The sequence below is a fragment of the Nocardia sp. NPDC051756 genome (assembly GCF_040681495.1).
Lineage (GTDB): Bacteria > Actinomycetota > Actinomycetes > Mycobacteriales > Mycobacteriaceae > Nocardia.
Genome location: NZ_JBFAYV010000004.1, coordinates 409,736 through 426,094, shown reverse-complemented (window position 1 = coordinate 426,094; position 16,359 = coordinate 409,736). Strand labels below are relative to the sequence as shown.

General features: G+C 67.7%; 18 protein-coding genes. 14 read left to right on the top strand and 4 right to left on the bottom strand.

Annotated features, from left to right (window positions below; all coding sequences use genetic code 11):
• Nucleotides 1-36 precede the first annotated feature (36 nt).
• From AB0M22_RS18955 to AB0M22_RS18920, 8 genes are all read left to right on the top strand, one after another.
• Nucleotides 37-987 (top strand): D-isomer specific 2-hydroxyacid dehydrogenase family protein, encoded by a 951-nt coding sequence (locus tag AB0M22_RS18955; protein ID WP_364728041.1) that lies wholly within the window; start codon nt 37-39, stop codon nt 985-987.
• Between the two features lie 210 nt (nt 988-1,197).
• Nucleotides 1,198-1,554, top strand: coding sequence for a nuclear transport factor 2 family protein (locus AB0M22_RS18950; RefSeq protein WP_150403081.1), 357 nt, complete (start codon nt 1,198-1,200; stop codon nt 1,552-1,554).
• A 42-nt stretch (nt 1,555-1,596) separates the two neighbouring features.
• A complete protein-coding gene (locus tag AB0M22_RS18945; RefSeq protein ID WP_364728037.1) occupies nt 1,597-2,016 on the top strand; it encodes a hypothetical protein in 420 nt (139 codons plus the stop codon).
• Between the two features lie 204 nt (nt 2,017-2,220).
• A complete protein-coding gene (locus AB0M22_RS18940) occupies nt 2,221-3,174 on the top strand; it encodes an alpha/beta hydrolase (RefSeq protein WP_364728034.1) in 954 nt (317 codons plus the stop codon).
• A 2-nt stretch (nt 3,175-3,176) separates the two neighbouring features.
• Nucleotides 3,177-4,082, top strand: coding sequence for an SDR family NAD(P)-dependent oxidoreductase (locus AB0M22_RS18935; protein WP_364728031.1), 906 nt, complete (start codon nt 3,177-3,179; stop codon nt 4,080-4,082).
• A 7-nt stretch (nt 4,083-4,089) separates the two neighbouring features.
• Nucleotides 4,090-5,010, top strand: coding sequence for a ferritin-like domain-containing protein (locus AB0M22_RS18930; RefSeq protein ID WP_364729796.1), 921 nt, complete (start codon nt 4,090-4,092; stop codon nt 5,008-5,010).
• Between the two features lie 5 nt (nt 5,011-5,015).
• On the top strand, nt 5,016-6,518 hold the full coding sequence (locus AB0M22_RS18925; RefSeq protein ID WP_364728028.1) for an NAD(P)/FAD-dependent oxidoreductase: 1,503 nt from the start codon (nt 5,016-5,018) through the stop codon (nt 6,516-6,518).
• A 42-nt stretch (nt 6,519-6,560) separates the two neighbouring features.
• Nucleotides 6,561-7,391: a MerR family transcriptional regulator gene (locus AB0M22_RS18920; protein WP_364728025.1), complete on the top strand. Its 831-nt coding sequence runs from the start codon at nt 6,561-6,563 to the stop codon at nt 7,389-7,391.
• A gap of 5 nt (nt 7,392-7,396) precedes the next feature.
• On the opposite strand, the gene AB0M22_RS18915 is transcribed toward AB0M22_RS18920, so the two are convergent.
• The gene (locus tag AB0M22_RS18915; protein ID WP_364728022.1) at nt 7,397-8,161 is read right to left on the bottom strand and encodes an ABC transporter permease; all 765 of its coding nucleotides are present in this window, start codon (nt 8,159-8,161) and stop codon (nt 7,397-7,399) included.
• Between the two features lie 22 nt (nt 8,162-8,183).
• Nucleotides 8,184-9,464, bottom strand: a complete 1,281-nt coding sequence (locus AB0M22_RS18910) for a glycosyltransferase (protein ID WP_364728019.1) — start codon at nt 9,462-9,464, stop codon at nt 8,184-8,186.
• A 106-nt stretch (nt 9,465-9,570) separates the two neighbouring features.
• Here AB0M22_RS18910 and AB0M22_RS18905 point away from each other — a divergent pair, with 106 nt between their 5' ends.
• The 3 genes from AB0M22_RS18905 (at nt 9,571) to AB0M22_RS18895 (ending at nt 13,918) form a co-directional block, all read left to right on the top strand.
• Complete coding sequence (locus AB0M22_RS18905) at nt 9,571-12,126, top strand: cytochrome P450 (RefSeq protein ID WP_364728016.1); 2,556 nt, start codon at nt 9,571-9,573, stop codon at nt 12,124-12,126.
• Nucleotides 12,127-12,186: 60 nt separating this feature from the next.
• Nucleotides 12,187-12,717: a pyridoxamine 5'-phosphate oxidase family protein gene (locus AB0M22_RS18900; RefSeq protein WP_364728013.1), complete on the top strand. Its 531-nt coding sequence runs from the start codon at nt 12,187-12,189 to the stop codon at nt 12,715-12,717.
• A 106-nt stretch (nt 12,718-12,823) separates the two neighbouring features.
• A complete protein-coding gene (locus tag AB0M22_RS18895) occupies nt 12,824-13,918 on the top strand; it encodes a methyltransferase (protein ID WP_364728010.1) in 1,095 nt (364 codons plus the stop codon).
• On the opposite strand, the gene AB0M22_RS18890 is transcribed toward AB0M22_RS18895, so the two are convergent.
• Nucleotides 13,915-14,547 (bottom strand): TetR family transcriptional regulator, encoded by a 633-nt coding sequence (locus tag AB0M22_RS18890; RefSeq protein ID WP_364728007.1) that lies wholly within the window; start codon nt 14,545-14,547, stop codon nt 13,915-13,917. The genes AB0M22_RS18895 and AB0M22_RS18890 overlap by 4 nt on opposite strands.
• A 21-nt stretch (nt 14,548-14,568) precedes the next feature.
• Here AB0M22_RS18890 and AB0M22_RS18885 point away from each other — a divergent pair, with 21 nt between their 5' ends.
• From AB0M22_RS18885 to AB0M22_RS18875, 3 genes are all read left to right on the top strand, one after another.
• Nucleotides 14,569-15,393, top strand: a complete 825-nt coding sequence (locus tag AB0M22_RS18885; RefSeq protein ID WP_364728004.1) for a class I SAM-dependent methyltransferase — start codon at nt 14,569-14,571, stop codon at nt 15,391-15,393.
• 51 nt (nt 15,394-15,444) lie between these two features.
• Nucleotides 15,445-15,612: a hypothetical protein gene (locus AB0M22_RS18880; protein WP_364728001.1), complete on the top strand. Its 168-nt coding sequence runs from the start codon at nt 15,445-15,447 to the stop codon at nt 15,610-15,612.
• A 103-nt stretch (nt 15,613-15,715) separates the two neighbouring features.
• Nucleotides 15,716-15,868, top strand: a complete 153-nt coding sequence (locus AB0M22_RS18875) for a hypothetical protein (RefSeq protein WP_364727998.1) — start codon at nt 15,716-15,718, stop codon at nt 15,866-15,868.
• On the opposite strand, the gene AB0M22_RS18870 is transcribed toward AB0M22_RS18875, so the two are convergent.
• Complete coding sequence (locus AB0M22_RS18870) at nt 15,857-16,201, bottom strand: hypothetical protein (RefSeq protein WP_364727996.1); 345 nt, start codon at nt 16,199-16,201, stop codon at nt 15,857-15,859. The genes AB0M22_RS18875 and AB0M22_RS18870 overlap by 12 nt on opposite strands.
• Nucleotides 16,202-16,359: the final 158 nt, after the last annotated feature.

Genomic DNA, 16,359 nt, shown 5'->3' with positions numbered 1-16,359 from the left:
CCTGCGCCGCAGTACTGCTTCGAAGGAGGTCTATCCATGAGCCGACCGGCAGTAGCGATAGCGATCGGGCCGGCCGATCCGCCTCCGGCGTTGTTGGTGAAGGCGGTCGAGGACGGCGGCGCGACGGTCGCCGATCTGGCCGAGGCGCGCGGGTTGATCTGGGCGGGGACCCCGGGACAGTTCCCCGATGAGCTGCCGGACACGATCGAGTGGGTGCAACTGCCCGCCGCCGGCGTCGAGGACTGGTTCACCGCGGGCGTCATCGCCGCTCACCCGAAGGTCCAATTCACTTCCGCCGCAGGCGCTTTCGCGGCGAGCGTGGCCGAGCACGCGCTGATGCTGCTGCTGGCCGGGGTGCGTTATCTGCCCGAGCAGCTGCGCGCGGGCAGCTGGCGGCAGCAGGATTTCTTCCCGCACATCGGTTCGTTGCGCGGCAAGACGGTCACCATCGTCGGTGCGGGCGGCATCGGGCGCGCGCTGATCCCGATGCTCACCCCGCTCGGCGCGCACGTGATCGCGGTCAACCGGTCCGGCCGTCCGATCACCGGCCCCGGCATTCCCGACACGATCGAGACGATCTCCACCGACCACCTCTCCCGGGTGTGGCCGCGCACCGACCACGTGGTCGTCGCCGCGCCCGCCACCGCGGCGACCCACAATCTCATCGACGCGGACGTGCTCGCCCGGCTGAAGCCGTCCTCCTGGGTCATCAATGTCGCCCGCGGCAGCCTGATCGACACCGACGCCTTGGTCACCGCCCTCGCCTCCGGCGCGATCGCCGGCGCGGGGCTGGACGTCACCGAACCGGAGCCCTTGCCGGACGGCCACCCGCTCTGGGTGTTGCCGAATGCCATCGTGACGCCGCATGATTCGAACCCACCGCAGTTGCGTCTGGCTGCCTTCGCCGACCACGCGGGTGCGAACGTCGAACGATTCGTCACCGGCAAAGACCTTCTGGCACCTATCGATCCGGACCGGGGCTACTGACTTCTCCCGACCAACGGGACATGGCTGCGGCATCGTATGAGTAGGCCCGCCACCATGTCCCGTTGAGCACGGTCGACCGGCGACATACGTATACCTCGCCGGAAAGTACTTATAGATGACTGATTCGGGGCACCCCCCTGCGGCCATAACGTAGTTCCTGTCAGCAAGAACGACAGCGAAACCGCAGCTCAGAGCCCCGAAGGAGCCATCATGAACACCATCGTCGCCCAGTACCTGGAAGCCTGGAACACCACCGACGCCGCCGACCGCAAGGCCGCCGTCGCCCGGGTCTTCACCGAGACCGCCGGCTACACCGACCCGCTGATGGCGGTCGCCGGCCACGACGCCATCGACGCCGGAATCGCCGCGGCCCAAGCACAATTCCCCGGCTGGACGTTCCGCCTGGCCGGTCCGGTGGACGCGCACCACGACCAGGTCCGGTTCACCTGGGAGCTCGGCCCGGCCGACGCCCCTGCTGTGATCGTCGGCTTCGACGTGGCCGTCATCGAGGACGGCCGGATCGCCAACGTGTACGGCTTCCTCGACAAGGTGCCCGCCGCAGCCTGAACCCGTTCCGCCCCAGCTTGATTCACCGAAGGAAACTCCGCCATGACCACCACCGCCCCGTCCTACCTGTCCTCCGTCCTGGCCCCCGGCCCGCAGTTGCTTCGCCTCTCGCTCCGCTCGGATGCCGTGGTCACCGGCGTCAACGGCCTGGCCTACCTCGCCTTGGCCAAGCCACTGGAGACGCTGCTCGGCCTGGACACCGAGATCGGCATCCCGATCGGGATCTTCCTGACGCTGTACGGCGTGGCGGTGGCGATCATCGGCACCCGGCAGACGATCAGCACCAACGCCACCCGCGTGGTGATCGCGGGCAACGCCGCCTGGGTCGTGGTCAGCCTCGCGGCCCTGATCGAAGGCGCGCTCGACCTGAATCCGGTGGGTTCGATATGGACGGTCATGCAGGCGGCCACCGTCGGTGGCTTCGCCGCCCTGCAATACCTGGGCCTGCGCAAAGCCCGCTGATCGCCGAACCGACCGCCGACCGCGGTACCAGCAGACCTGCTGGTACCGCGGTCGTTTTCGCAGGTCAGGGCCAATCGCGATCAGCCTGCAATGAATGTGCCATTGACAACTGGCACATCCATGGATGATTCTGAACGCATGACAAGGTCAACGAAGACCTCGATCCCTGGGGGTCGGCAACCGGCGGAGCGGGTGAGCCCAAGCGTGCCCAGTAATGCCTCTGCGCGGGCCACGCTGGCCGCGGCGGCCACCCAGATCGGGTTACGCCCACTGAACAACGCGGTGCCGATGAACGCCCCGGGCGTCTGGTTCGCCCGCAAACTGGTCGCCACCTTCATGGCGATCGGCGGCCCGGTCCCCCGCGGCACCGCCATCACCCCGGTTCGGTCCGGGCCGGTGCGCGGCGAATGGGTTCGCGCCGCCGGCGTCTCCTTCGGCCGCCGCGCCGTCTACTACCTCCACGGCAGCGCCTACGTCATCTGCTCGGCCCGCACCCACCGCGGGCTGGCCGCGCAGTTGTCGCGCAAGACCGGCCTCCCGGTCTTCGTCGTCGACTACCGCCTCGCCCCGGAACACCGCTTCCCGGCGGCGGCCGACGATATCGAGGCCGGCTACCGCTGGCTGCTCGACCGCGGCTACGCGGCGGACGACCTGGTGATCGCCGGTGATTCGGCCGGCGGGCATCTCGCGCTCGACCTGCTCATCGAGAACAACCGCCACCGCATCCCGCAGCCCGCGGCCGTGGCGATGTTCTCGCCGCTGTTCGATCTCACGCTGAAGCTGGCCACCGAACAGGAACGGCAGCAACGGGATCCGCTCATTTCCGCCGCGGCCGCGAGCCGGATGCCGCGCGAGTACACGAAGGGCCTGCCCGACGACCTGCCCCGGCTGCGGCTGACCGTGCCGGAGGGTATTCCCTTGCCGCCCATGCTCGTTCAGGTCGGCGGCGCCGAAATGCTCAGGGCCGACGCACGAGCGCTGTGCGAGACGGTGCGCGCCGCGGGCGGTAGCTGCGAACTAGAGATTTGGCCGGGTCAGGTGCACGTCTTCCAGGCGTTGCCGAACTTGGTGCCCGAAGCCGATCAGGCCCTGACCCGTGCGGCTGAATTCCTGCGCGCGGCGCTGGCCGACCGCACTGCCTCCGAGAAGGTGAGCTGACCATGTTCGGACTGGAAAAGCTGCTGCCGCTGGGCAATCGGCCACGGCGCACGCACGGCGCGCGAGCGGTGGTGACCGGCGCGGGCAGCGGCATCGGCCGGGCCTTCGCGCTGGAGCTCGCCGCGCGCGGCGGGCAGGTGATCTGCGCCGACATCGATGAGACCCGCGCCGATGAGACCGTCGCGCTGATCGAACGCAAGCATCCCGGCACCGCGCACGCGTTCCGCTGCGATGTGGCTCACCGCGAGGACGTGGAAAACCTTGCGCGCTTTGCCGAATCGCTGTTCGAGCGCCCGGTCAGCCTGGTGATCAACAACGCAGGCGTCGGCATCGGCGGAAAGCGGGTCGGCCAGGTCGGTTTCGACGACTGGGAGTGGGCGCTCGGCATCAACCTGTGGGGTGTGGTGCACGGGTGTGAGGTGTTCACGCCGCAACTGCGCGCCGCGCGCCGCGGCGGGATCATCAATGTCGCCTCCGCGGCCGGGTTCGCCGCCGCACCGTCGATGGCCGTCTACAACGTGTCCAAGGCGGGCGTGATGTCGCTGTCGGAGACGATGGCGGCCGAGCTGAGCGGCACCGGCGTCGCGGTCACCGTGCTGTGCCCCACCTTCGTGAAAACCAATGTGGCCAAGGACGGTCGGATCACCCAGCAGTCGGCGAGTCTGGCCGACACCCTCATGCGCTGGACCGGCTTCTCCCCCGAATACGTGGCCCGCAACACCCTCGACGCGCACGACCGCGGGCAGCTGTATGTGCTGCCGCAGCTGGACGCGCACGTCGTCTGGCGGCTCAAGCGCTACTTCCCCGCCCAGTACACCTATGTCCTCGGCCTCCTGGATCGGGTTCTGCCCCAGGACAACTCGCCTTCCACCGACCGCACCTCGGTCACCGACAAGACAGGAGTCTGACATGGCCATCACGATGGACTTCGACGACATGCTCGCCAAGATCAAAGACCGGCAGTGGGCGCTGGCCGACATCGATTGGGACGCACCGGGCGCCGAGACGATCTCGCCCGAGCTGCACGCCAAGCTCAAGCCGTTCATGGCCGACCTGATGTGGATCGAGAACGTCGGCGCGCGCGGCTTCGCCGCCATGGCGAAGAAGGCGCCCACCGAGACGCTGCGCGAGATCTACCGCTACTTCCACGCCGAAGAGCAGCGGCACGCCAATGCCGAACTGGCGCTGATGCGGCGCTGGGGCATGCTCGACGGCGACGAGATCCCGCAGCCGAACGTGAACGTCAAGCTGGTGATCGACTTCCTGGACAAGTACGCCGACGGCATGTCGCTGTCGTTCCTGGGCACCGTCATTCCGATGCTCGAGGTCGCACTGGACGGCGCGCTGGTCAAGTTCATCATGGACGAGATCCACGACCCGGTCTGCCAGGACGTCTTCAAGAAGATCAACAACGACGAATCCCGGCATCTGGCCGTCGATTTCGCGGTGATGGATGTGCTCGGTCACGCCCAGATCCGCAAGCTCGCCACCGATCTGGTCGGCGGCTGGCTGAAGCCGTCGCTGATCATCGGCGTGCTGAGCTATGTGCCGCTGCTGAACAAGATGCGCGACAACATCGTCGAGATGGGCGTCGACGAGGAGAAGCTGTACTCGGCACTCAAGCGCTACGCCAATGTCGGTGAGCGCAGCGAATTCGCGCGCAGGCTGCCGATGTATCAGCTGGTGAAGATGCAGGGCGGCTGGGTGATCGACCGCGGCCACCCGTACCACCTGTTCGCCGACGCGCTGGTGAAGATCACCGCCAGGGTGCCGAAGGCGCTGCTGCGCAAGGACCCGACCTGGGTCAAGGAAGTCACCTACGAGCCGGCGGCATAAGGCAGATGAGCAAGCAGACACTGGACGTCGCCATCATCGGCGGCGGGTTCGCCGGCATCGGCGCCGCGATTCGCCTGAAACAGAAGGGAATCGACGGCTTCGCCATCTTCGAGCGCGGCGACGCGATCGGCGGTACCTGGCGCGACAACACCTATCCCGGTGCGGCGTGCGACATTCCGTCGCGGCTGTACTCCTACAGCTTCGCGCCGAACCCGGACTGGTCGCACACCTACTCGGGTAGCAACGAGATCCTCGGCTATATCGAGTCGATGGCCGCGGAGTTCGGGCTCGGACCGCATTTCCGGTTCGGCAGCAACGTGTCCGGCATCGTCTTCGATGAAGACGCCGGGCAGTGGGAGATCACGATCGACGGACAGGACACCGTGCGTGCCCGCGCCGTCGTGCTGGCTTCGGGACCGCTGGCCAATGCCAGCTTTCCCAACATCCGAGGCATAGAGGATTACGCCGGGCACAAGATCCACAGTGCCCGTTGGGATCACGACTACGACTTCACCGGCAAGAAGGTCGCCGTCGTCGGCACCGGCGCGAGCGCGGTGCAGATCATTCCCGAGCTGGTCGATAAGGCGGCCTCGGTCAAGGTCTTTCAGCGCACGCCGGGCTGGGTGCTGCCCCGGGTCAACCGGCGCACCAACGCGGTGACCAAGGAGATCTATCGCCGGGTGCCGGCCGCCGAGCAGCTGGCGCGGCAGGCCTGGTTCTACGGGCACGAGTCGGTCGCCCTCGGCGTCGTCTGGAACACGCCGTTGACCAAGGTGGTCGAATTGGTCGGCAAGGCCCAATTGCGCAGGCAGGTCAAGGATCCCTGGCTGCGCCGCCAGCTGACCCCGGACTTCCGGGCCGGCTGCAAGCGGCTGCTGATGACCGACGACTACTACCCGGCTCTGCAACGGGACAACTGCAAGCTGATCACCTGGCCCATCGCCAAGCTCTCCGAGCGCGGCATCCGGACCGCGGAAGGTGTTGAGCACCAGGTCGATTGCATCGTGTTCGCGACCGGCTTCGACGTGTCCAAGACCGGTACCCCGATTCCGGTCGTGGGCCGGGACGGCCGGGTGCTGGCCGAGGAATGGTCGGGCGGCGCGTACGCCTACAAGAGCGTCGCGGTGTCGGGCTACCCGAACCTGTTCCTCACCTTCGGGCCGAACTCGGGGCCGGGCCACAACTCGGCGCTGGTGTACATGGAGGCGCAGATCGACTACGTGGTCAGTGCGGTCGGCACCATCCTGGAGCAGGATCTGCGCGTCCTCGACGTCCGCAAGGACCGGCAGGACCGCTACAACGCGGGCATGCAGCGCAGGCTGACCAGCACCACCTGGAACTCGGGCTGCCGCAGCTGGTACCTGACCGAGGACGGGTTCAACGCGACCATGTACCCGGGGTTCGCCACGCAGTACGTCAACCAGCTGCGGACCGTGGACCTCGCCGACTACACGGTCGTCGCCGCGGATCGCAACGCACGCAGGCCCCGGATCGCGGCGGTTTCCTAGATGACGGTCGCCGGCGACCTTGGCGATAGACTCGGTCGATCAATGATCGGGCTGTTCGGTCGCCGGCACACCGGGGCCGTGGTGGGCGAGGAGGTGGAATCGATGGAGTACCGCATCGATGACCTCGCGCGCGCCGCGGGCACCACCACCCGCAACGTGCGCGCGTACCAGGAACGTGGGCTGCTGCCTCCTCCGGTCGGCAAAGACGGCCGGGCCAGCATCTACGACAACTCGCACCTGGAACGGCTGCGGCTGATCGACGCGCTGCTCCAGCGCGGCTTCACCACCTCGCACATCGGCGACTTCATCACCAGCTGGGAAACCGGCAAGGACCTCACCGAGGTGCTCGGCCTGCAACACGCGGTGACCGCGTCCTGGGCCAAGGACGAGACGTTCGAGGTCCCGCGCGAGCTGATCGGCACCATCCTCGGCGCCGAGGCCGACGAGCTGGTCGACCGGCTACGCGAGATGAAACTGGTCCGGCTCGAAGGTGACACGGTCGTGTTCACCGAGACCCAGCTGCTCACCTCGTTCGCCGAACTGCACGAGTACGGCTTGGAGCTGCGCACGCTCATCGAGATCTATGCCAAGGTCGCCGACCGCATCGACGACATCACGCACATCATGATCACCGCCGCCAAGCAGCACATCATCGATGAGCACGGCCCCGGCTGGCTCCCCGACACCAGCAGCGAAATCGCTGACACCACAATGATGTTGAGCAAGATGCGCGAGCTCGCCGTCGCCTCGGTGCACTCCACCCTGGCCCGCTCGCTGGACGTCACCCTGCGCCACGAACTCGGTGACTACCTCGCCACCGCCGCCGAACGCGAACGCGCGCGGTCGGATTCGCGACCTGACACCTCCGCTTAGCGTCTTCAGTTCCGCGATCTGCGGGCGAAGAGCATTGCGGCGCAGACATATCCGACGATAGCCAGGCCGACAGACCAGACCACCGCCAATAGCGCGCTGCCCTCGGTACCGCCGGTGAGCAGGTTGCGGAGCGTATCGATCACCGGGGTCGCTGGCTGATGTTCGGCGAAACCGCGGAGCCAGGACGGCATGGAGCTGGTCGGCACGAAGGCGCTGCTGATGTACGGGATGAACATGATCGCGTAGGTGAATCCGCCTGCGGCCTCCGGGTTTTGCGCCAGCAGGCCTAACGCCACGGCGATCCAGGTGATCGCGTGGACGAAGAGCAGGATTATCGCGAGCGCGCCCAGCCACGCGAAAAAGCCGGTGCCGGAGCGGAATCCCAGGGTCGTGCCGACCGCCAGCACGATCGCGACGGCGATCATGTTGCGTACGACGCCTTCGCCCACGTGCCCGGCGAGCAGCGCTTGCCGGAAGATCGGCAACGTCCGGAATCGGTCCACCGCACCGGTGCGCAGATCGGTCGCCACCGCGGTGGCGGTGATCGATGCTCCGAATCCGGTGCACAGCAGGATGATTCCGGGGATCACGTAGTCGATGTACGGGCCGTCCACCTGGATCGCGCCGCCGAATACGTACACGAACAGCAGCATGATCAGCACCGGCAGCACCATCGAGATGAGCAGCGTGTCCCGGCTGCGCAGGGTGTGCCGGACCGCCCGCCGGAACATGACGGCGGAATCGGTGACGGCCGTGACCGGCTCGCTCATACCACCGCCGCGGTTCGCCTGCTCACCCGGCGGCCGCTTCGACGATGTCGGCGGTGCGCGGGGTCGCGTCCGCGTGCGATTGCAGTTCGCCGGCCAGCGCTTTCGCCCGCTGCACGGTCCCCTGCTCGAGCAGCGTCCGTACCCCGGCTTCCAGCCGAGCGCGGTCGAGTTTGCGGAAGCTCAAATGCGCACCGACGCCGAGCCGTTCGACCTGTCCGCCCCACATCGGCTGGTCGAACGACACCGAACAGACGAGCGTCGGCAGGCCGGCCCGCAGGCTCTCGAAGGTGGTGCCGATGCCGCCGTGATGCACGGCGGCGGCACACACCGGGAAGATGATGTCGTGGGCGACCGGGCCGACCACCTTGACCCGCGCACCGGTTTCCGCGTCGGCGGTGGCCAGATCGCTCCAGCCCGCACTCACCAGCCCGCGGATGCCGAGGCTTTCGCACACCTCCTCGACGATCGCGAGCACGGCGTGGGTATCGCGAATGGGCATGCTGCCGAAGCCGAAGTACACCGGCGGCTCGCCCTCCGCGATCCAGGCGATCACCTCGCCGTGATCGGCGGCCAGCTCGCCGAGGGCTTCGCGCGCGGTCCGTTCCAGCGGCAGGAAGCCGACGAGCGGCCGGCGCTCGCCCCATTCCTCGGCCAGGCCGGGAACCAGGGCGGGGTCGTAGATCTGCACCTCGGGCACACCGTCGCGTTCCAGTACGGCGGCCGGGCCGGCGGTCGAGCGCGGCAGGCCGAGTTCCTTGCGCAGCTGGTTCAGGTACTTCATGAAGACGATGCGGCGCAGGTTCTCGGCGAGCAACCAGGTGGCCCGGTTGACCACACCCGGCGGCTGCCAGTTCGACGGCAACGCGCCCGGGAACGGGTACGCGGTGTTCTTCCGGCACGGGAAGCCGTGCAGCGAGACCAGCGGCACCCGCATCGCCTCGGCGACGGAGGCGGCCCGGTCCTCGGTGAGCATCGTCGAGACGATGATGTCCGCGCCGGCGCAGACGTCGATCACCTCGCGGTTCATCTGCTCGGCGTAGTCGGCCATCTGCTTGCCGACGAGTTGCATGAGCCGGAAGCTGCTGCCCGCGGCGAGTGCCTTCTGGCCTTCGTCGGAGGCGTAGAGCTGTTGCACGTCCGGCCCGCAGCTGACCGCGGACAGGCCGGTGCGGGTGGCGAAGTCGACCAGGTTCGGCGGTGCGCCCAGCAGCACGTCGTGGCCGCGTCTGCGCAGCTCGAGGCCGAGCGCCACCGCGGGTTGGACGTCGCCGCGGGTGCCCGTCAACGGAATCGCCACTCTCATGCCAGCTCCTGTACTCGGCGGGCGCCCCCGCATTCGTCGTGCCGCAGGTCGGCGACTCGTCGTTCTTCCAGCATGCGCGTGGTGCACATGTCCGTACCGTGGTCCCATGCACGTCGCGCTGTTCACGGACTTCCATCCCGCGACCCTCGGCGGGATCCAGACCTCGGTACATGCCCAGCGTCGCGGGCTCGAGCGGCTCGGCCACCGCGTCACCGTGTTCACCGCGCCCACGCCGGAATCTACCGAATCGGAGCAGGACATTGTGGTCCTTTCCGCACTCGGCGGGGTTGTGGTCAACGGTTTCGCCATGGTGTTGCCGACGCCGGCGAACAACCGGTTGATCGATGCGGTCTTCGCCGAACGCGGGCCGATCGATGTCGTGCACACCCAGACCACCTACGGAGTGGCAATCGCCGGGCTGCGAGCGGCACGGCGGCACGGTATTCCGGTGGTGCACACCGTGCACAGCCGCGACGACGTGTTCATCGCCAACACCTCCCCCGTGCCGTACCTGTCCGCGCTCACCATGCGCGCGCTGCACGGGCGTTTCGTCTCCCATCGCGGACCGATGCCGCGCACCGACGAATCCCGCGCGGCGCGGCATGCCTGGCGGACGATGGTCGCGCAGGCGCAGGCCGCCGATCGAGTGATCGTGCCGACCGAGCATTTCGCCGGGCGCATCCTGGCGCATGGGCTCGATCGGCCGATTCGGGTGATCTCCAACGGAATCGATGACGAGCTGCTCGATGAGGCGCAGAAGCTCGAGGGCACGACAGGAAGCGGTTCGCTGCGAATCCTGTGGTGCGCCAGGCTGTCCGGGGAGAAGCGGCTACTCGAAGCCATCGAGGCGGTGCGGCGCGTCGAGAACTGCACGTTCGACATCTATGGCTCGGGAGATCTGTACGAGCGAGCGCAGGCGGCGATCGAGACCGGTGGTCTGAGCGATCGTGTGCGGCTGCACGGCGGGGTCAGTCAGGCGGACTGCCTGGCCGCTATGGCGACGCACGACGTATTGCTCTTTCCCTCTTCGGGTTTCGACACGCAAGGCATGGCGCTGCTGGAGGCGGTGGCGATGCGGCTGCCCGTCGTCTACTGCGATCCGGATCTGACCGAGACGGTGCCCGAGGGCGGCGGCGTCTGCACGCGCGACCCGTCGGTGGCGGCGCTCGCCGATTCACTGCGCGAACTTGCCGATCACCCAGAACAATTGGCGTCGATGCGCAAAGTCCTCACCGAGCACGCCGACGTCGCCCGGCAATCGCGCCTCACCGAAACAATCCTCTCGATCTACACCGATCTGGTCGGAGATACGAAACCCGCTATGGTGCAGACTGTTCCGAACGTGCCCACCGCTCCCGGGCGGATTCCCCTACTCGGCCACAGCATCGTGGCACTGCGCGACGGCCTGAAGTTCGTCACATCGCTGGCCGACGTCGGCCCGATCGTCCGGATCTATCTCGGGCCGCGACCCGTCTACGTGCTGACCACCCCTGACCTCATTCGCGAGCTGAGTTTCGGTGAGGCAGGCGAATTCCACCGCGAGGAACTCCGCGACGCGATCCAAGAGGTGATTCGCGGCGCGTCCAATGTGCTCAGCGGCAAGCCGCACGAACTGCGGCGTCGGATGATCGCGCCCGCGCTGCGGCAGCGCCGGTTGAACGAATACGCCGCGGTCGCCGCCGATCTCGCGAACACCTGGTCGGAATCGCTACAGCTTGGTCGGCAACTGAACCTGGTCGATGAGGCGCACCGCCTCGTCCTCGACACCATCTCCTCGACGCTGTTCACCGCGGAGTTCGGCTCGGACGCCAAACGGGAAGTGCAGCAGACCATTCCGTGGCTGCTCGGCCAGGTGATCCAGCGCGCCGCGCTGCCGCCGCCGGTGCGCCGCCTGCGGGTCGTGGCCAATCGCCGGTTCACCGCCAAGTCGCGTCGGCTGCGCGCCGAGATCGGGGCCGTGGTCGCCGAATACCGCCGGGCCGACCGGGATTTCCACGATGTGCTCTCCGCGCTGGTGCGGCACAGCGACCCGGAGACCGGCATCCGGCTATCGGACGAGGAGATCATCGACGAGTTGCTGCTGATGCTCGCCGCCGGGGTCGGCTCGACCGCGTCCATTCTCGGCTGGGTGTGGCACGAGATCATGCGCAACCCCGACATCGCCGCCGAATTGTGCCGCGAGCTGGACGATTTCGTCGGCGACGGGCCGGTCACGCCCGATCATGTCGCGGAGTTGCCCTACCTACGACTGGTGGTGCTGGAGACCCTGCGGTTCTGGGGTCCGTGGGTCAGCACGCACACCGCGGACGGCCCCGTCACGCTCGGCGGCACCACGCTGCCGGACGGCGCCATGGTGGTGTACAGCCCGTACATGATCCAGCACAACGCGCACTACTACCCTGACCCGGAAACCTTCGACCCCGATCGCTGGTTCCCCGGCCGGGTCGAGGAGATCGACAAGAAGGCGATCCTGCCGTTCGGGGTCGGCAACCGGCACTGTCCGGGCAACAACTTCGCGCTCATGACGATCACGCTCGCGACCGCCGCCCTGTTCGCTCGGTGGCAGCCGGTCGCCGACCCTCGCTACCAGGTGAAACCGTCGAATCGCGACTTCGTCGCCGCGCCGTCCCGGCTGCCGGTGGTGTTGCGGGCCCGGCGGTAGTGGGCCGCGGGGGCGCGTCGCGCGCCGACGAGTTCCGCGCGGTCGTATCGTCACCACAGTATGGACACCACCAACCTCGCTGACCTTTACTCGCTGCCGGAGCTGGACTGGGCGACCGTCCAATCGAAGCTCGATGAGAACATCCCGCAGGCCCCGGACACCGGCGGACCGAACCGGCACACCTACTGGTTGAGCACGATCAACCCGGACGGCAGCCCGCACGTGACCGCGCTCGGCGCGCTCTGGCTCGACGGTGCGTTCTGGTTCACCACCGGCGCGCGAAGCCGCAAGGGGCGCAACCTCGCTCGCGATCAGCGCTGCGCGATCAGCATCTCACTGCACGACTTCGACCTCACCGTCAACGGCACGGCCGCGCTGGTGACCGACTCGGCGGCGGTCGCCGAGATCGCCGCGCGCTACGCCGCGGACGGCTGGCCGGCCAAGGTCGACGAGAGCGGCCAGGCGCTGACCGCCGAATACAGCGCGCCGTCCGCGGGGCCGCCGCCGTGGCACGTCTACCGGATCACCGCCACCACCGCGATGGCCCTCGGCACGGTGGAACCGGGCGGCGCGACGCGCTGGCATTTCTGAGCGGGTCTGCTTCCCACGACCGGGTGTTCGGCCCGCGACGCGGCGTCGGGCCGTACCCTGCTGGTTGGCGCAAAGTGCCGACCGTCGAGCGGATGGGAGTCGCCCCGTGGCATCCGACCAGCCGAGAATGCCGCCGCTAGGGCTGGTTCGTGCGGTCGAGCTGGTGCGCAACGGGCTGTCGGTCGCCTATCGCAAGCTGGTGCCGGGGCAGGTCGCGGTGATGGAGATGCTCGCGGCCGGGTGGTTGACGCAGGCGATTCATGCCGCCGCCGAACTCGGGATGGCCGACGCGCTGGCCGATGGGCCGCGTAGTGGCGCCGAGCTGGCGAAGCTGGTCGGGGCCGATGAGGATGCGCTGCATCGGTTGTTGCGGCTGCTGATCGGTCACGGGATCTTCACCCGGCGGCGCGACGGCCGGTACGCGCTGACGCCGATGGCGCGGGCGCTGGGGCGCGAGGCCGACGTTTCGTTGCGGGATGCCGCACTGTTCTTCGGGAGCTCGATTCATCGGGAGAACTGGTCGCATCTCGTCGACGCGGTACGCACCGGGAAGCCGGTCGGGCAAGCGCTGCACGGCATGTCGTTCTTCGAGCACGCGCGGGCCGATCGGGAGTTGGGCGCGTTGTTCGACAATGCGATGACGAGCATCGGGAGCCTCGGGCTGGCACCGTTGCTCGCGGCCTACGACTTCGCGCAGTTCGAGACGCTCGTCGATGTCGCCGGTGGTGAGGGCACGATGCTCGCCGAGATTCTTTGCCGGGCACCACGATCCAATGGGATTCTGTTCGAGTTGCCGGAGGTGGCCGAGTCGGCGAGTAGTCGGCTGGCCGAACTCGGACTGGCCGATCGCTGCACGGTCGAACGCGGGTCGTTCTTCGATGCGGTTCCGCACGGCGGTGATGCCTACATCCTCAAGCACATCCTGCACGACTGGGCGGAAGACGACGCGGGGCGGATCTTGACGACGGTTCGCGCGGCGATGAAACCCGATGCGCGCCTGTTGATTATCGAGTTGGTTGTTCCGGAGAACAGTCGACCGCACCCGGGTAAATACATCGATCTCGAAATGCTGGTGAACACGGGTGGTCGTGAACGGACCGCCGATGAGTATCGGAAGTTCTTGGCGCGCTTCGGGTTCACGCTGAGCCGGATCGTGCCGACGGTGTCGCCGGACAATATTCTCGAGGCTGTGCCTGCTTAAGGTGTCAGAACGCTTGCGATGACCGTGTTCACGACTCGGCGGACGGCGTCGGGCTCCGGCGGTGTGCCTTTGCGGTCGGCGAACAGTAGATGCCCGGCGCCGATCAGCGTGGGCGCCAACACTTCTATGTCGGCTGTTGCCACGACGCGGCCTTCATCGCGTTCCGCGGTGAGGTAGTCCGCGATCATCGCCGTCGCCTCTGCAAGGAGCGGAACTCCCGTCGGTCTGGCCTGACGGAGCCTGGCGCGCAACTCATCTCGGAAGGTGACCAGGCTGACGATGGCTACCGCGACCGTGCCGAACACGTCGGTCAACGCGGTGCCGAGATTGCCGACCACCGTGCCGGTGCCCGCGGACTCGCGCAACGTGGCGCTCTGCTGGTCGATCCGTGCGATGCGATCGAGCACGAGTTCGGCGAGGAAATCGTCGAAATCGGCGAAGTGCCGGTGCAGCACGCCCTTGGCGCAGGCCGCCTCCGTGGTGACCGCGCGGCTGGTCAGCGCGCTCGGACCGTCCTGGATCAGGATGCGTTCGGCGGCGTCGAACAGCTGCTCGCGCACGTCGCGCATGGCCACTCCGGTGGGCACCGTGTACTTCTCCTCGCGTCGTAAAGGTTGAAGAGTGGGCATGTGCCCACTTATAGTGGGCACATGCCCACTATACCTTCGGGGCAACCGCCCCTTCCTCGGCAAGAGTCTCATCAGGCCCGCGAAATCGCCGAGTCGTTCGGCGTGGACGCCGAGCGCTACGACCGCTCCCGACCCCGGTATCCGGAGGAGATGGTGCAAGCGATCCTCGCTGCCGGTCCGGGACGCGATGTGCTCGATGTCGGTATCGGTACCGGCATCGTCGCGCGGCAGTTCCAAGCGGCCGGCTGCCACGTCTTCGGCGTCGAACCCGACGAGCGCATGGCCGAATTCGCGCGCCGCGGCGGCACCGAGGTCGAGGTGTCCACCTTCGAAACCTGGGATCCCGCAGGCCGGACCTTCGACATCGTCGTCGCCGGGCAAGCCTGGCACTGGGTGGATACCGTCGTCGGCGCGGCCAAGGCGGCCGAGGTGCTGCGCCCCGGCGGCCTGCTGGCCCCCTTCTGGAACGTGAGCCAACCACCGCCAGAACTCGAGCGCGCCTTCGCCGACGTCTTCCGCAAGGTCGTCCCCGACTCCCCCGTCGGCCAAATCCCCACCGGCTCCGCATCGCAGCTCTACGCGGCGATGTGCGACAAAACCTCCGACGGCATCCGCCAGTCCGGCGCCTTCACCGAGCCACAACAACAGCAATTCCACTGGCAACAGCAATACACTCGCGACGAATACCTCGAATACTCCGCCACCACCGGCGCCACCACCCGCCTCCCACCACCAATCCTCGACCGGGTCCTGGCCGGCCTCGGCACAGCCATCGACGCAGCCGGCGGCACCTTCACCGTGCACTACACCGCAGCAATGGTCACCGCAGTACGAACAATCGACTGACCACGAATTCCGGATAACCTTGTGGTGAAACGTTTCCGGAAGGCGCAGCCCATGTCGAACGAACCTCGAGCCCCCGCACCCGACCCTCGCGCCCACTGGCGCCACCTCCCCGCCGAACCCGCCCAGTACGTCGAAGAAACCCTGATAGACCCCACCTTCTCCACCTACACCCTGCCCGCAGTCGACCCCGTCCAAGACTTCATCCGCCTCTACGGCTAACCGATCCGGCCGCGCAACCGTGACTAGTCGTAGCGCAAGAGGATGCAGTCGTCCGTCTGGTTGAGGCGGTGTTCGGGGTCACGGCCAAGGATAGAGCTGCCGAGTGGGCAGGGTTGCGGAGCCGCTGCGGGCACCGCTGGTTCGTGCGCGGGCGGTGTATCTCGGTGTGGCCGAGGAGGATTGGAGCGGGGGTGCCGGAGCGTTCCGGCAGACGGCGGCGGTGGTGCGGGGCGAGATCGAGGCCTCAGGTGGGTGAGACGAAGGCGCGGGTGGTGATGCCGAGGGCGGTGGTGGTCACGCAGGAGGCGCGCATTGATTGGCCGACGGCGGCCGAGGGGGAATCGGCGCCGGGGTAGGGGCCGAAGATGGGGCTGTCGGGGGTGGCGGGGACGCTGATGCCGAGGCATTCGACCTCGAGGATGGTGGATCCGTAGCCCTCGTGGCAGAGGGCTACGGCGTCGGTGAGGCCGCGGTCGACGTAGCAACCGCCGGGGTCGGCGGTTGCCTCGTCGGCTCTGGCGATCACGGTGCCGCAGGCGAGCACGAACAAGCAGCCACCTCCGACGATTCGTCGCAGCACGGTGCTCACAGTGGATCCCTTCCTCGGTGCGATCGGGCAATCCCATCCGGAGTCGGTCCGGTCGCCGCATCTGCGTGAAGCGTTCCCCCTGATCGTCCTCGGCCATTCCACCAGACCCGAGGCTCGCCGGTGCGGGACACGACGGTGGCACGGCGGCGGGTTTGGCG

Bases quoted from the DNA above. Each gene is read 5' to 3' on its own strand.
- AB0M22_RS18955 (WP_364728041.1), top strand. From the start codon at position 37: ATGAGCCGACCGGCAGTAGCGATAGCGATCGGGCCGGCCGATCCGCCT.
- AB0M22_RS18950 (WP_150403081.1), top strand. From the start codon at position 1,198: ATGAACACCATCGTCGCCCAGTACCTGGAAGCCTGGAACACCACCGAC.
- AB0M22_RS18945 (WP_364728037.1), top strand. From the start codon at position 1,597: ATGACCACCACCGCCCCGTCCTACCTGTCCTCCGTCCTGGCCCCCGGC.
- AB0M22_RS18935 (WP_364728031.1), top strand. From the start codon at position 3,177: ATGTTCGGACTGGAAAAGCTGCTGCCGCTGGGCAATCGGCCACGGCGC.
- AB0M22_RS18925 (WP_364728028.1), top strand. From the start codon at position 5,016: ATGAGCAAGCAGACACTGGACGTCGCCATCATCGGCGGCGGGTTCGCC.
- AB0M22_RS18920 (WP_364728025.1), top strand. From the start codon at position 6,561: ATGATCGGGCTGTTCGGTCGCCGGCACACCGGGGCCGTGGTGGGCGAG.
- AB0M22_RS18915 (WP_364728022.1), bottom strand. From the start codon at position 8,161: ATGAGCGAGCCGGTCACGGCCGTCACCGATTCCGCCGTCATGTTCCGG.
- AB0M22_RS18910 (WP_364728019.1), bottom strand. From the start codon at position 9,464: ATGAGAGTGGCGATTCCGTTGACGGGCACCCGCGGCGACGTCCAACCC.
- AB0M22_RS18905 (WP_364728016.1), top strand. From the start codon at position 9,571: ATGCACGTCGCGCTGTTCACGGACTTCCATCCCGCGACCCTCGGCGGG.
- AB0M22_RS18900 (WP_364728013.1), top strand. From the start codon at position 12,187: ATGGACACCACCAACCTCGCTGACCTTTACTCGCTGCCGGAGCTGGAC.
- AB0M22_RS18890 (WP_364728007.1), bottom strand. From the start codon at position 14,547: ATGCCCACTCTTCAACCTTTACGACGCGAGGAGAAGTACACGGTGCCC.
- AB0M22_RS18885 (WP_364728004.1), top strand. From the start codon at position 14,569: ATGCCCACTATACCTTCGGGGCAACCGCCCCTTCCTCGGCAAGAGTCT.
- AB0M22_RS18880 (WP_364728001.1), top strand. From the start codon at position 15,445: ATGTCGAACGAACCTCGAGCCCCCGCACCCGACCCTCGCGCCCACTGG.